The sequence below is a fragment of the Acidovorax sp. FG42 genome (genome assembly GCF_057809195.1).
Genome location: NZ_JBMDJM010000001.1, coordinates 459,659 through 473,824 on the forward strand (window position 1 = coordinate 459,659; position 14,166 = coordinate 473,824).

Annotated in this window: 11 protein-coding genes; 5 read left to right on the top strand and 6 right to left on the bottom strand. The window is 68.2% G+C overall.

From position 1 onward, the window contains the following. Positions 1-45 precede the first annotated feature (45 nt). Positions 46-984, bottom strand: coding sequence for a LysR family transcriptional regulator (locus tag ACODSM_RS02140; RefSeq protein ID WP_488804182.1), 939 nt, complete (start codon positions 982-984; stop codon positions 46-48). Between the two features lie 117 nt (positions 985-1,101). On the opposite strand from ACODSM_RS02140, the gene ACODSM_RS02145 reads away from it, so the two are divergent. Further along, positions 1,102-1,743, top strand: a complete 642-nt coding sequence (locus tag ACODSM_RS02145; protein WP_488804183.1) for a glutathione S-transferase family protein — start codon at positions 1,102-1,104, stop codon at positions 1,741-1,743. Beyond that, entirely contained in the window at positions 1,740-2,741 is a 1,002-nt protein-coding gene (locus tag ACODSM_RS02150; RefSeq protein WP_488804184.1) for a pyridoxamine 5'-phosphate oxidase family protein, read from the top strand. The genes ACODSM_RS02145 and ACODSM_RS02150 overlap by 4 nt, the downstream gene beginning before the upstream one ends. On the opposite strand, the gene ACODSM_RS02155 is transcribed toward ACODSM_RS02150, so the two are convergent. From ACODSM_RS02155 to ACODSM_RS02170, 4 genes are all read right to left on the bottom strand, one after another. Beyond that, positions 2,635-3,621 (bottom strand): TIGR03915 family putative DNA repair protein, encoded by a 987-nt coding sequence (locus tag ACODSM_RS02155; protein ID WP_488804185.1) that lies wholly within the window; start codon positions 3,619-3,621, stop codon positions 2,635-2,637. The genes ACODSM_RS02150 and ACODSM_RS02155 overlap by 107 nt on opposite strands. A 15-nt stretch (positions 3,622-3,636) precedes the next feature. Then, positions 3,637-4,911, bottom strand: coding sequence for a putative DNA modification/repair radical SAM protein (locus ACODSM_RS02160; protein WP_488804186.1), 1,275 nt, complete (start codon positions 4,909-4,911; stop codon positions 3,637-3,639). Positions 4,912-5,047: 136 nt separating this feature from the next. Beyond that, positions 5,048-5,893 (bottom strand): class III extradiol dioxygenase family protein, encoded by an 846-nt coding sequence (locus ACODSM_RS02165; protein WP_488804187.1) that lies wholly within the window; start codon positions 5,891-5,893, stop codon positions 5,048-5,050. Positions 5,894-6,012: 119 nt separating this feature from the next. Further along, positions 6,013-6,363, bottom strand: coding sequence for a protocatechuate 4,5-dioxygenase subunit alpha (locus tag ACODSM_RS02170; RefSeq protein WP_488804188.1), 351 nt, complete (start codon positions 6,361-6,363; stop codon positions 6,013-6,015). A gap of 76 nt (positions 6,364-6,439) precedes the next feature. Here ACODSM_RS02170 and ACODSM_RS02175 point away from each other — a divergent pair, with 76 nt between their 5' ends. After that, positions 6,440-7,345 carry a LysR family transcriptional regulator gene (locus ACODSM_RS02175; protein WP_488804240.1) on the top strand — a complete coding sequence of 302 codons (906 nt, stop codon included), beginning with the start codon at positions 6,440-6,442 and terminating at the stop codon, positions 7,343-7,345. Between the two features lie 30 nt (positions 7,346-7,375). Here ACODSM_RS02175 and ACODSM_RS02180 read toward each other — a convergent pair whose 3' ends face one another. Then, entirely contained in the window at positions 7,376-8,251 is an 876-nt protein-coding gene (locus ACODSM_RS02180; protein WP_476018017.1) for a gamma-glutamyl-gamma-aminobutyrate hydrolase family protein, read from the bottom strand. A gap of 293 nt (positions 8,252-8,544) precedes the next feature. Here ACODSM_RS02180 and ACODSM_RS02185 point away from each other — a divergent pair, with 293 nt between their 5' ends. Together ACODSM_RS02185 and ACODSM_RS02190 are read left to right on the top strand one after the other, a co-directional pair. Further along, positions 8,545-12,114: a TonB-dependent receptor domain-containing protein gene (locus ACODSM_RS02185; RefSeq protein ID WP_488804189.1), complete on the top strand. Its 3,570-nt coding sequence runs from the start codon at positions 8,545-8,547 to the stop codon at positions 12,112-12,114. After that, a complete protein-coding gene (locus tag ACODSM_RS02190; RefSeq protein ID WP_488804190.1) occupies positions 12,086-14,107 on the top strand; it encodes a CHASE2 domain-containing protein in 2,022 nt (673 codons plus the stop codon). The genes ACODSM_RS02185 and ACODSM_RS02190 overlap by 29 nt, the downstream gene beginning before the upstream one ends. Positions 14,108-14,166: the final 59 nt, after the last annotated feature.

A 14,166-nucleotide genomic window follows, 5' to 3' on the forward strand; every position in this document is an offset into this window, starting at 1 on the left:
CGGACTTAGCTATGCAACGGCGCTCGGAGGCGTTGCGATGACAGGTTACGAAGTCATTGGCAACAAGGCGTTACCGCGCCCCAGACCGCGCCCGTTCAGCACTTGCTCCTTGGTCAAGCGCTCGCGTGCCCATTCCACAAAGGCGCGCACTTTCGCCGGGGCCCGCCGGCCTGCGGGGTACACGATGTGCACGGGCACGGGGGGCAGTTCGTGGTCGGCCAGCACGATGCGCAAGCGCCCTGCGCGCAGGCCGGCTGCGGCCTGGTAGGCAAGGCAGCGGGTCAGGCCGATGCCTGCCTCTGCGGCGGCAATGTCCACCTCGTTGCTGTTGCTGATCCAGGTGAACTGCGGCTGGCCGGTGGCGCCATCGCGAAACTTCCAGGGCGCTGGCGTGCGTGCGTCAAACGCGAAGCCGATGGCCCGGTGGTTGATCAGGTCGGCCGGGTGGCGCGGCCTGCCATGTTGCGCCAGATAGGCGGGAGACGCCACCACCAGGCGGCGCAGCGCGCCCACCTGCACTGCAGTGAGGCCCGAGTCGGGCAGGGGCGCGATGCGGATGGCCACGTCCATGCCTTCATCGAGCAAATGCACCAGCCGGTTGACGAACAGCGTGCGCACCTGCACGCGCGGCTGGACCTGCAAAAAGCCCTGCACGATGGGCGCCACATGCTGGATGCCGAACATTTGCGGGGCGGTGACGGACAGCAGGCCCTGGGCCTCGGCCTGTGCACCGCTGGCGGCCTGCTCGGCCTCGTGCAGGTCGTTCAGGAGGGGGCGGCAGTCTTGCAAGAAGCGCTCGCCCGCCTCGGTCAGCCGCACCATGCGCGTGCTGCGCTGGAACAGCAGCACACCCAGCCGCGCCTCCAGCGCCGCGATGGCGCGCGTGACAGCCGTGGCGGAGCAGCCCAGCCGCCGGCCCGCCACGGCAAAGCCGCCAGCGTCCGCCACAGCCACAAAACAGCGCAGGGTATCGAGATAGTCCATGCAACCAATTATTGCGGATGCCGCAATTATGAAAAGCAGTGATTGGTTATTCACATCGTAGCTTGCAATAGATATCGTCGAGCCATCTTTTCACTCACCCACCGACGAGGCTTCACCATGTTCCCTACCACCCCGCTCCAGCTGTACCGCATGCCCATCTCGGGCCATTGCCATCGCGTGGAGCTGATGCTGTCCCTGCTCGACTTGCCCTATGAACTGATTGACGTGAATCTGCTGCGCGGCGAACACCAGCGCGCGGAGTTTCTGGCACTCAACCCGCTGGGCCAGGTGCCCGTGCTGGTGGACGCGGGCCAAGTGCTGAGCGACAGCAATGGCATCCTGGTGTATCTGGTGCAGCGCTACGCCCCCGGCAGTGCCTGGCTGCCACAAGACGCCGTGGGGCAGGCGCAGCTGCAGCGCTGGTTCAGCCTGGCGGCGGGCTTTCTGGCGCCGGGCATTGGGGGGCCGCGCTTTGCGACGTTGACGGGCCGTGCCGTGAACGAGGTGGCGCAGGCCACCGGCAAGCGCCTGCTCGCCTTCATGGAGGACGAACTGCAGGGGCGGGCCTGGTTGCTCGGGGGCTCAGCGCCCAGCCTGGCCGATGTGGCCATGGTCAGCTACACCTCGCAGGCGCACTTGGCGGGGTTGCCGCTGGATACCTACCCGCGCATTGCGGCCTGGGTGGCGCGCATGCAGGCGTTGCCGGGCTACCCGGTGCTGGCCGACCAGCTGCCCGCGGCCGAGCAGGTGGCGGCATGACAACCGCCGAGATCGCTGCATCGGTTGCGGTGCCGGCGCCGCCCGAGGCATTCCACCCTGGCGAGCAGGCCCTGCAGGCGCGCGTGGGTGTGCGTGAGCGCATGGCGGCCGTGGGTGCCATGGTGCTGCGCGACCACATGCCCGACCAGCACCGCGAGCTGTTTGAAAAGCTGCCCACCTTGCTCCTGGGGGCGCTGGATGACCAAGGCCAGCCGTGGGCCACCATGCTTGCCGGCCCGCCCGGTATTGTGCACACCCCCGATGCGCTGCGCATGCAGATCGCCACCGCGCCGGATTCCAAGGACCCCGTGCTTGCACACCTGGCGCCTGGCGCGGCCGTGGGCGTGCTGGGGCTGGAGCCGCACACCCGGCGACGCAACCGCATGAACGGGCGGGTGACGGCGTTTGGCGACGACGGCCTGGGCGTGCAGGTGGTGCAGAGCTTTGGCAACTGCCCCAAATACATCCAGGCCCGCGAGCCCGGCCTGCGCGCGGCGCTGGTTGCCCCGGGCCCGGTGCAGTGGCTGGGCGCCGAGCTGGACGACGCAGCCATCGCGCGTGTGCAGCGTGCCGACACCCTGTTCATTGCCAGTGCCTCGGCGCCGCGCCCTGGCGCCGGGCACAGCGAAGGTGTGGACGTGTCGCACCGGGGCGGCGAGCCGGGCTTTGTGCAGGTGGCGCGCACGGAGGCTGGCGTGGTGCTGAGCCTGCCGGACTACCCGGGCAACCAGTTCTTCAACACCCTGGGCAACCTCGCCCTGCACCCGCTGGCAGGCTTGCTGGTGGTGGACTATGAAGAGGGCGGCTTGCTGCACATTGCAGCGCAGGCCGAGGTGCTGTGGGACCGCGCAGCGCGTGCTGCTTGGCCGGGCGCGCAGCGCGTGTTGCGCCTCACGGTGCTGCGCGCCCTGTGGCGGCCGCAGGTGCTGCCGTGGCGCTGGACACCGGCGGTGTCGGCCCCTCAGTTCCGGGTGATGCGCGAGGCGGCGCTGGGATGAAGGGCGTCCCTGCGGCCGACTGCGAACGCGGCGTTGGTGGCGCAATGCGCCTGCGCGGCACGGTGGCCTCGGCCTCCACCATCTTTGCGCTGCGCTCGTGCGCGGTCTGCGTCAGCCCGGTGATGAGCGCGGCCTCGGGCAGGTTGTGCCAGTAGCGCGTGGGCATCTCCTTTTTCATCATGGTGAGCTTGAGCCGCGCGGGGTTGAAGATGTGGCGGTAGTAGGTGAGCCACAGCGCCTCGCCCGCATCGGGCGGCGGGGCATCGCTGCGCTGTGCGCCGGGGCCGGTGTGCAGCTGCTGCCCGTCCCAGCGCACGCTGGCGTCGGGCGTGAGGATGGCCCAGCGCATTTGCGTGAAGCGGCGGATGAAGAAGCCCGCGTTGGCCACGGTGATGTAGTGGTCGGGCTCGAACCAGGCCATGTACAGGGTCTGGCCATCGGGTTCCACCACGGGCCGGAAGCGAACAAAGGCGTGCATCTTGTGGATGCCCCGCCGCACGCTGCGGACCATGTGGTGGGCCAACATGCGGTCGGCGTCCAGCGGGTCGTGCCGCGCGCTGTCGGCTTCATTGCCGCCCTGCGCCATGCGCCACAGCAGGCGGTACATCAGCGAGAAGCGGCCCGGTTCGCGGTGCAGGATGAGCTGCTCGCACAGGTGCACAAAGTCGGGCGGTACGCGCAGCGGCGGCGCATCGGGGGCTGGGCTGGGCCAGGTGTCGCTGGCTGCAGGCTCGGGCGCGAACAGGTCTTCAGCGGCATCCGCCTGGCAGCGCCAGTCCACAGTCTGCGGAGGCACGTTGGCTTGCACCAGGGCGCGTGCCGCTTGGCGAAAACCGGGCCAGTCGGTGGCGTGGTCCAGCGTGATGGTGTGGCGCTGCATCCGTGCCGTTCCAGCTCAGAACAGGCTGCGCTGCACCGGCGGCGGCGTCAACTGCGCGGCGAGGTCAGCGGGGTCCAGCGCACGGCCGGGGCGGTAGTCGGCCGCCTCCACAAAGGGCAGCACTTTCCTGAGCGGCACATGCAGCCGCGCCAGGTCCGCATGCCGCAGGCAGCGCACGCGGCGCGCGGCCAGCAGGCGGTCCACCGTCTGCACACCAAACCCGGGCACGCGCAGCAGCAGTTCGCGCGGCGCGGTGTTGAGGTTGACCGGAAAACGCTCGCGGTGCGCCAGGGCCCAGGCCAGCTTGGGGTCCATGTCCAGCGCCAGCATGCCCTGCTGAGATGTCGGCACGATCTCGTCGTGGGTGAAGCCATAAAAGCGCATCAGCCAGTCGGCCTGGTACAGCCGGTGCTCGCGCACCGTGGGTGGCGCGGCCAGCGGCAGGGCGTGGGCGGCGTCGGGGATGGGGCTGAAGGCTGAGTAGTACACGCGCCGCAGCTGGTGCGCGCCATACAGCCGCGCGCTGGTGGCGAGAATGATGCGGTCGCTGGTGGCATCGGCTCCCACGATCATCTGCGTGCTTTGCCCGCCTGGCGCGAAGTGCGGAACGCTGGCGCGGCGTGTGGTGCGCGACTGCGGCATGGACACGATGGGCTGTGCAGCCTGCTCCTTGCGCGCGGCGCGGGATTCGCCAATGTGCACCGCCATGCGGGCCATGGACCGGTCGATGGCGGCGCTGTTTTTCTCAGGGGCCAGCGCCTTCAGGCCTTCGGCCGTGGGCAGCTCGATGTTGATGGAGAGGCGGTCGGCATAGCGGCCGGCGCGTTCCATCAGCTCGGGCGACGCGTCGGGAATGGTTTTCAAGTGGATGTAGCCGCGAAAGTCGTGCTCTTCGCGCAGCACGCGGGCCACCTCCACCACCTGCTCCATGGTGTAGTCGGGGCTCTGGATGATGCCGCTGGACAGGAACAGCCCCTCGATGCAATTGCGGCGGTAAAAGTCGAGCGTGAGCTGCACCACCTCATCGACCGTGAAGCGCGCCCGGGGCACGTTGCTGGTCACCCGGTTCACGCAGTACAGGCAGTCGTACTGGCAGAAGTTGGTGAGCAGAATCTTGAGTAGCGAGATGCACCGCCCATCCGGCGCGTAGCTGTGGCAGATGCCCATGCCTTCGGTGGAGCCCATGCCGCGCCCGCCCACCGAGTTGCGCGGCGCAGCGCCGCTCGATGCACACGAGGCGTCGTACTTGGCGGCGTCGGCCAGGATGGCGAGTTTGGACTGTAAATTCACTGGATGAATTTACAGTATTTTGTTTGTCTGACGCCAGCCTGGGGTCAAACGATAGCGGCAATATGCTCCTAATTTAATAGCTGCAAGCGCATGAAAATTATGCGCTTGCAGCCAAAATCACCTGAAAATTGCTGGATTACACCGTTTCGAGGGCCATCACCGCCGTGGCCGTGTTCGAAATGGGGATGTGATAGTTGCTGTGCACCCGCCGCACCCCCGCGCTGGCGGTGGACAGCGCCCCGCGCATGGCCAGCCACATCAGCAGTTCCACGCCCTGGGTGCCGGTCTTTTCCACCAGCTCGTGCACGCTGAACTGCGTGGCCCACTCGGGGTTGGTGGTCAGGCTTTCGATGAACTGCAGGTCAAACGCCTTGTTGATGAAGCCCGCGCGCTCGCCATCGAGCTGGTGGCTGAGGCCGCCCGAGGCAATCACCGCCACCTTCTTGGTGCTGTCCCAGCTCTGGATCGCCTGGCCCACGGCCTTGCCCAGCGCATAGCAGCGCTTGGCCGAGGGCAGCGGGAACTGCACGGTGTTGATGCACACCGGCACCACCGTCACGGGGCAATCGCCCTCGGGCCAGAAGAGCTTGAGCGGCAGGGTGCAGGCGTGGTCCACCAGCATCTCCTGGCAGGTGGTCACGTCAAACTCTTGCTCGATGAGCGTGTTGATGAGGTGCCACGACAGGTCCACCTCGCCCCGGAAGGGCGGCAACGTGGGGATGCCCCAGCCTTCGTCGGCGTTGTTGTACTGCGCCGCTGCGCCCACGGCAAAGGTGGGCATCTTGTCGAGAAAGAAGTTCAGGCCGTGGTCGTTGTAGAACATCACCACTACGTCGGGCTGCTTCTCGCCCAGCCACTGGCGGATGGGGGGAAAGCCGTCGAAGAAGGGCTTCCAGTAGGGCTCGTTCTGCAGGCCCTTGTGGATCGCGTTGCCAATGGCCGGGATGTGCGAGGTGCCGAGGCCGCCGATGAGTTGTGCCATTTCGTTTTCCTGATGAAGGTTGTTGTGGCGTGTGTTGTTCAGGCGGCGCCGGGCCGCCCCAAGCCGCCTGAGGCCCCCCTGGGGGGCAGCGAACCACACGCAGTGGGGAGCGTGGGGGCTCAGTCTTTTCCTGCGGCCACGAGCATGGCCTTGAATTCGTCTTTGGTCATGCCCGTCTGCTGCGCGCCGATGTCCTGCATGTCCAGCTTGAAGATGCCCGCGAACTTGGCCAGGTAGTAGGCGTTGCCGCCTGCGGCAATCAGCTGCAGCACGTTCTTGGCGCGGATGGCGGCGACCTGCTCCTCGTTCAGGCCGTATTGCTTCATGTACGCCTCTTCGTCGGCCACAAAGGCCTTGCGGTTGGCCTCGTTGTTGAACGAGAAGCACATCTTGTTCAGCGCATAGCCCTTGCGGGCCTGGTCGCCATCGAACGGCGTGGTGCCGGGGATTGGGGGGTTGCGGGAAGGCATGGAAGTCTCCGGGGCTTGATGTAAGTCAGCCCGCAGTGTCGCGACGGCATTGCCAAAGATGAAGGGGCCCAAGATCATCGAATGCATGAGCAAATTCGATGGATCACAGCTGGACGGGCACCTGCTGAAGCTGCTGCTGGCGGTGCTGGAGACGGGCAGCATCACGGCGGCGGCCGAACGCCTGGGCGTCACCCAGTCGGCGGTGAGCCATTTGCTCGACAAGCTGCGCGCCATCACCGGTGACCCGCTGTTTGTGAAGCGCGGGCGAGGGATTGTGCCCACTGCCCGCGCCGAGGCATTGGCCCAGCCTGCGCGCGACATGCTGCACCAGATGCAGCTCTTTGCCCAAGGGGCCGCGTTTGACCCGCTGCATTGGCAGACCGAGCTGACCATTGCGGCCAACGACTTTCAGCGCGATCTGCTGCTGCCCGCACTGGCGGCGCGCCTGCGCAGCGCGGCACCGGGCGTCACGCTGCGCATCGTGCCCAGCGGTGCCCCCAGTGCCGAGCTGCTGCGCTCCGACGCGTGCCAGCTGGTCATCAGCCCCCGTCCGCCGGAGGGCACCGACATCGTGCAAAAGCGCTTGTTGGAGGATCAGTACCGCGTGTTCTACGACCCCGCCGTGCGCAGCGCTCCGCTGTCAGAGGCCGAGTACCTGGCCGCGGACCATGCCACCGTGGCCTACGAGGCGCGCCGGGGGCTGGAGCTGGACCAACTGCTGGAGGCACGTGGCGTGCGCCGTCGCATGGTGGTGCGTGTGCCGGGTTTTGCGGCCCTGCCCGCGTTTGTGCGGGGGACTGCGCTGCTCACCACCGCGCCATCGCTGATGGGGTGCACCGCCTTGGCGGCGCTGGCGCATGTGCCGGTGCCAGTGGCTTGCCCCAGCCTGCCCATGTACCTGATCTGGCATGTGCGCTACCAGCAGGACGCGGCGCACCGCTGGTTGCGGGCACAACTGCAAGACGTGCTGGCGGCGGTATAGCCTGCGGGCACCGGCGCACCTGCGTCTGCGTCAGTTGCGCTCCCGTGACAGTGCTTGCCGTAGCCGCCGCGCGGCCCGCTCCCGCAGCGAGGGCGCGGGGCGCGCTGCAGGTCGCGGGTGGGCCTTGGCTTGTTCGCAAGCCGCCAGAAAGTCATTCAGGATGGCCGTGTCGTCCAGCGTGTCCGAGCCCTGCTTGTGGAACTCCGGGTGCCATTGCGTGGCGGCGATGTAGCCGCGCCCTGGCGCGGGCTTCAGGCGAATCGCCTCGGGCACGCCATCGGGTTCGCTCAGGGCCTCGACCACGAACTCCGGCGCCACCCGCTTGATGCCCTGGTGGTGGATGCTGTTGACCCGGGCGCGTGGCATGTTGGGGTACAGCTTGGCCAGGTGAGAGTCCGGCAGGATCTGGATGTCGTGGAAGTGCTGGTCGTAGGTGGTGGCGTTGCGGTGCTGCTGCGCGCCAGGGTGCTGGGTCTCGATGTCCTGGTACAGCGCGCCGCCAAAGGCCACGTTGATGAGCTGCAGGCCCCGGCACACGCCAAAGATGGGCTTGCCCACCTGGGCAAAGGCTTTGACCACAGCCAGGTCGTACAGGTCGCGCACACGGTCGCCCACCCACTCCTCGCGCAAGGGCTCCTCGCCATAGTTGCCCGGCCACACGTCGGCGCCGCCGTGCATCACGATGCCGTCCAGCCATTCGGCGTAGTGGTCCAGCGTCACGTCGCCACGCGCGGTCTCGCCTGTGGGGCACGGCACCATTACCACCATGGCACCGGCCGACATCAGCCAGTGCGCGATGGACTGCTCGACATATTGCAGCGTCTTGCCCGTGAACAGGGGGCGTGCAGGGTCGGCGTGTTGAAAGCAGGCGGACAGGCCAATCTTGAGGCGGGGGGCAGCAGGCATGGGGGAAAGCTCCGGGCAGCGCTTGTGCGCGTGATTGCTGCAGTTGTAGCACTGCGCCCCCTGTGGCGTCTGTAGGAAAGGGCCGTGCGGAGCCGCGCGTCGCCTCTATGGGTTGGCGGGGTGCGTAAAGCGTCACAACCTGCAACGAAATGTGGCTTTCTTCATGAAATGTGTCCGCATCGCGCTGGGGTGACGGCGGATTTTGTGAGGGTGCTGGCCATAATTTCGGCTCACCCGGTGCCAGGGAGGGGCGCCGGGTGGCGCGATGCACGCCTTCCCCGAAAGCAGAAAAAATGCCCCATCCAACATTCCGTTTGTCCGCCTTGGCCGCGCTGGTGGCCGCGACAGCCGCCGCCTGCCCGCTGGTGGCCCAGGCCACCGTGCCCGCTGGTGCCGCGGCCGAGATCATCAGTTTGCAAGGTACCGGTGACCAGCGTGCGGCCTCCGCAGCCGACTGGGGGCCTGCCAAGCTGGCCCAGGCCCTGGCCCAGGGCGACTTTGTGCGCACGCGGCAGGCCGCCAAGATGGCGCTGCTGTTTGCAGACGACACCCAGCTGCGCCTGCACCAGAACACGGTGCTGCAGGTCAAGGGCGTGGCCACTCCGGCGCAGCCGGTGACCACCTTGCTGCTCAATGCCGGCCGTGCGTGGACGCAGACCAAACGCGCCGACGGCAGCCGCCTGAACCTGGAGACACCGGCCGCGACCGCAGCGATCCGTGGCACCGATTGGGACATCAGTGTGGAGGACGACGGCCGCACGCTGATCACCGTGCTCTCGGGCACGGTGGAGTTTTCCAACGCGCAGGGTTCGGTGTCCGTGGGTGCCAACGAAGCGGCGTTGGCCGAAGTGGGCAAGGCCCCGGTCAAGCTGGTGCTGAGCCAGCCGCGCGACCGCATCCAGTGGGTCAACGCGTTGCGGGCCGACCCGGTGCCCCACCTGTCGGCCGAGGCCGTGCCTGCAGCACTGGTGCCCGTGCGCGATGCCCTGGCGGCGCGCGACCTCGCCGCGGCACGTGCGGCGCTGGCGCAGGCGCGCACCACGGCCGCACCCGCATGGGTGGATGTGTTCGATGCCGCCGTGGCCCTGCAGGTGGGCGACCTGCCGGCCGCGCGCGGATTGCTGGCACGGCAGGTGGCTGCCGCCAACGCCGCGCCGCTGCCCGCGTGGCTCATGCAGTCCGACGTGCAGCTCATGGAGGGCGAAGGGGCCGCAGCAGCCGATACGCTGCGCGCGGCTCTCCAGCGCTGGCCCGCCCACCCGTCGCTGGTGGCGCAACTGGCACGGGTGCAGATATTGAGTGACCGTGTGGACGAAGCGGCTGCCACCCTGGCCCCCGCGCAAGGCACGGCCCACGCAGACCTGGCGCTGGTCCGCGCCGAGCTGGCCCGGCGCCGGGGCGATGCGCCCGGCACGCTGGCGGCCTATGCCGAGGCCCAGACGCTCGCACCGGGCGATGCACGCGCCTGGCAAGGCCTGGGCAGCGCACACGCCGAGCGCGAAGACCCGCGCCCCGCCCGCGAAAACCTGCGGCGCGCGCTGCAGCTGTCACCCCAGTCGCCCGGCGCCTGGGGCGAGCTGGGCACGCTGGAGACCTTTGTGAACCAATTCACCGAGGCGGGCCAGGCGTTTGCCACCGCGCTGGGCGACAACCCGGCGGACTACGTTGCGCTCACCGGCCAGGGCTTGCTGCACCTCAAGCAAGGGCAGCCGGATGCCGCACTGGATGCGTTCTTGCGGGCGGGCGTGATGGAGCCCCGCTATGCCCGCGCCAAGACCTGGACCGCCGTGGCGTACTACCAGCTGGGCCGCCACCAGGACGCGCTGACCACCTTGCAGCAGGCCACCGTGCTCGACGACAAGGACCCGGTGCCCTACATGCTGCTGGCGCAGATCCACACCGATCTGTTCCAGCCCGGCGAAGCGGTGGAGGCCGCGCGCGCTGCCGTGGCGCGCATGCCGTATCTCAAGTCGCTCAACCAGGTGGCCAACGACCAGAAGGGCAGTGCCAACCTGGGCGCATCGCTGGCGTTTTTTGGCATGGAAGACTGGGCGCTGGAGATGGCGCAGCAAAGTTTTTATCCCTACTGGGGCGGCAGCCACCTGTTCATGGCGGATCGTTATGCGGGCGAGTTCAACAAGAACTCGGCGCTGTTCCAGGGCTTTCTGACCGACCCCATGGCGTTTGGGGGCAGCCAGCGTTTTTCGCCGCTGCTGCAGCAGCCCGGGAGCCACGGATCGGTGGGCGTGACACTGGACCGCGAGTTCTACAGCATGCGTGCGCCAGCGGTCACCCTCAATGGCCTGGACAACAGCCATATACCGGTGTCGTGGTTCTTCAAGGCGCAGACGGCGGATGTGAGCGCCTATCCGTTCGATCTGCAGGTCAACCGTCTTCCCGCCATGCGTGCCGGCGAGGGCGACCTGCGGGCCCACGCCATCACCGCGGGGGTCGGCATGCAGCCCACCGAGCGCATCAACCTGTTTGCCTATGCCAACCAGTTCAGCATGCGCCTGCGCGGCCAAAACGCGCAAGAGACGGCCCTGGACGACACCGTCACCCAGGGCGCCTTGGGCATGGCCTACCGGTGGGGGCCGACCGAGCAGACCTGGATCAAGCTGGGCCGCAGCGTGGACAACCTGCAATTGCTGCGCTACCCCACGGCCTACATCGAGCCGCCGTTCCTCACGGTCATGGGCGTGAGCAGTGCCCCGCGCAAGGACTTCAGCGACATCCAGCTGCGCCACACCGTGGACACGAGCCCCGGCAGCCGCTGGAGCGTGACGCTGGAGCATGTGCGCGAGCGCCAGAACAACCTGCTGGCGGGCGAGGCCGCCGTGGTGGCAGACATTCCAGGTTTGGGCCTGTACCGCGACTACCTCGTCTTGGCGGGCTACAACCGCATTGACCGCCGCTACACCGGCCTCACCCTGGCCACCACGCAGCGTCTGGACCCAGCGTTGACCTTGGACGCCGCGCTGGGGTTGCAACAAATCCGCCACCGCGTGGACGGCCTCACGCAGAGCTATCTGGTGGGACTGGATGCTCTGAGCGAAGACCAGGCCCGCCGCGCGGACACCGAGCGCGTGGTCACGCCGCGCCTGGGTGCGGTGTGGCAGCCTGCGGCGGGCACCACGCTGCGCGTGGCGTACCAGGACTGGCTTCGGCCTCTGAGCGTCTCCACCCTCGCCAGCGTGGAGACCGCAGGCATTCCCGTCGAAGACCGGCTGGTCGAAGCCGGTGGCCGCCACAAACGCACGGTGGCGCAGCTGGGCATGGAGGTGGGCGCCAACACCTTCGTGGGCCTGCGCGCCGACCATCTGCGGGTGAACAACCCCGGCACCGTGGGCGTGGATTTGCGCACCCCCAGCCTGCCGTTCCTCGAAGAGATGCGCAACGCGCAACTGGTCAACCTGTCCACCAGCGATCTGCTCGAAGACACGCCAAGCTTTGAGCGTGGCACGCTGCAGACCCTGGGCGGCACGGTCAACCATATGTTCAGCCGCCGCTGGTCGGGCTACGCCAAGTACCTGTACCAGCACAGTGAAAGCCGCACGATCGATGGCGGTGCCGAGGTGGTGGGGCGCATTCCCTACATTCCGCGCCACACTGTCGCGCTGGGCGCCACCTGGGCCAGCGCGCAGCGGCTGTACCTGAGCGCGCGTGCGGTGTACCGCTCGGAGCGGTTTGAGGACAAGGAGAACCTCACGCGCCGCGCGCCGGGCTGGGGGGTGGACCTGATGGGCTTCTGGGAAACGCAGGACAAGCGCTGGGTGGTGGGGGTTGCGGCATTGAACCTGTGGGCGCCCAAGTCCGACCGGCAAAAAGCCCGCTATGTCCTTGATGCGCGCTACCGCTTCTGATCGGGCAGCAATGCCGCAGGCCCGGCAGCGCCAGCGGTGGCTCTCGCTGGCGGCGGGCGTGCTGGTACTGCTGCTGGTGGGGGTCGCCACGCTCAGCCGCACCTGGCACGTGCTGGAATTCAAGACCTTTGACGTGATGACGGCGCTGGCGGCCCCCCACCGCACGACCGCGCCGGCGGTGGTTCTCGCGATCGACGAGCCCACGTTTCAGGAGCTGCAGCAGACCTGGCCGTTTCCGCGCAGCGTGCATGCGGCGCTGCTGGAGCGGCTGCGCGCCGACGGCGCCCTGGCCGTGGGGCTGGACATTGTTTTTGCCGACCCCACCACTGAGGCCGAGGACGCCGCACTGGACCGCGCCATTGCCCAGGCGGTGCAAGGCTTGCCGGTGGTGCTGGCCTCCACCCGCGAAAAGATCGACAGCGCCAATGCCGCGCTGTGGATGGACATTCAGCCGCTGCAGCGGCTTCTGGATGCGGGCGCCGATGCGGGCGATGCCGGGGTGGAGCCGGACGACGACTTTGTGGTGCGCCGCGCCCCCGCCGCGCGCGAGGGCTTTGCACTGCGGCTGGCCCAGCGTGCGGCCGAGGCCCGTGGCCAGGCGCCCGCACTGCACCACTTCGACTGGATCGGCTACCGGGGGCCGCGCGGCACGTTTGACACGCGCTCGTACTACCAGGCGCTGGAGCCGGGGCTGCTGCCTTCGGGGTTCTTCAAGGGCAAGATCGTGCTGGTGGGGCGCTCGGCGCGCACCGCCACCGAGCTGTCGCACTCGCAGGCCGACCTGTTCAACTCGCCGTTTGGCACATCAGGTGGTGAGCGGCTGTTTCCTGGGGTAGAGCTGCAGGCCACGCTGCTCGACAACTACCTCACCGGCGGCGGGCTGCGCAGCGTGTCAGACGCGTGGACCCTGGCCATCACCGTGTTGCTTCTGCCGGTGCTGCTGTGGGCCAGCCGACGCCTGCACCCGGCGGGCGCGGCGGCGCTGACGGCTGCGCTGGTGGTGGCCATGGGCGCCGCGTCGTGGGTGCTGTTTGCCGGCCTGCGCCTGTGGTGGCCGCCGTTGCTGCCAGCGGTGGCGGCGGTTGCCATTTATGGAGCGGCCGCGCTGGTGGGCTATGCCGTGGTGCGCCAGCGCGCGCGCCAGACGCGGGCGATGTTTGCGCAGTACGTGCCACCCGCGGTGGTCTCGCGCCTCATTGCGCAGCCCGAGCTGATGCGCCTGGGCGGCGAGGCGCGCGAGGTCACGCTCATGTTCACCGACCTGGCCAACTTCACCACACTGTCCGAGCAGCTGAGCGCCGAGCAGACGGTGGAGGTGCTCACCGGCTACTTCAACGCCATGACACCCATCGTGCACGCCACGGGTGGTACGGTTGACAAGTTCATCGGCGACGCAGTGATGGCCTTCTGGGGTGCGCCGCTGGACGACCCGCAGCATGCCGAACACGCGGTGACTGCCGCCATCGCCATGCAGCAGGCCATGCAGGCGCTGGTGGCCGACCTGCGTGCGCGGGGCCTGCCACCCATCCACATGCGAATCGGGCTGCACACGGGGCGCGTGGTGGTGGGCAATGTGGGTTCGGACCAGCGCTTTTCGTACACGGCGATTGGCGATGCAGTGAACCTGGCGGCACGGCTGGAGGGCGCCAACAAGGCGTTTGGCACCGGCATCCTGCTGTCGGCTTCCACCGCAGCGCAGCTGCCGCCCACGGTGACGTTGCGTGCGCTGGACGATGTGATCGTCAAAGGCAAGACCGAGCCCGTGCGCGTGTTCACGCCCTGCGACGACGCCATGGTGCGCGAGGCCAGCAGCGCAGCGCTGGCCGCCTTCCATGCGCGCGACTGGACCGGCGCCGAGGCGCAATTGGCACGGGTGCTGGAGCGGCTGCCCGGCGACCCTGCCGCCACTCGTCTGCGGGAGCGCGTGGCCGAGGCGCGTGCGCTGCCCACCGAGGCCCCCTGGCAACCCGCCGTGGCGCTGGACAAGCTGTAAACATCCTTTGACATGTGTTTACCGGGGATATGGATGCCGGTGCCATGATGGGGACTTCG

Bases quoted from the DNA above. Each gene is read 5' to 3' on its own strand.
- ACODSM_RS02140 (WP_488804182.1), bottom strand. From the start codon at position 984: ATGGACTATCTCGATACCCTGCGCTGTTTTGTGGCTGTGGCGGACGCT.
- ACODSM_RS02145 (WP_488804183.1), top strand. From the start codon at position 1,102: ATGTTCCCTACCACCCCGCTCCAGCTGTACCGCATGCCCATCTCGGGC.
- ACODSM_RS02150 (WP_488804184.1), top strand. From the start codon at position 1,740: ATGACAACCGCCGAGATCGCTGCATCGGTTGCGGTGCCGGCGCCGCCC.
- ACODSM_RS02155 (WP_488804185.1), bottom strand. From the start codon at position 3,621: ATGCAGCGCCACACCATCACGCTGGACCACGCCACCGACTGGCCCGGT.
- ACODSM_RS02165 (WP_488804187.1), bottom strand. From the start codon at position 5,893: ATGGCACAACTCATCGGCGGCCTCGGCACCTCGCACATCCCGGCCATT.
- ACODSM_RS02170 (WP_488804188.1), bottom strand. From the start codon at position 6,363: ATGCCTTCCCGCAACCCCCCAATCCCCGGCACCACGCCGTTCGATGGC.
- ACODSM_RS02180 (WP_476018017.1), bottom strand. From the start codon at position 8,251: ATGCCTGCTGCCCCCCGCCTCAAGATTGGCCTGTCCGCCTGCTTTCAA.
- ACODSM_RS02185 (WP_488804189.1), top strand. From the start codon at position 8,545: ATGCCCCATCCAACATTCCGTTTGTCCGCCTTGGCCGCGCTGGTGGCC.
- ACODSM_RS02190 (WP_488804190.1), top strand. From the start codon at position 12,086: ATGTCCTTGATGCGCGCTACCGCTTCTGATCGGGCAGCAATGCCGCAG.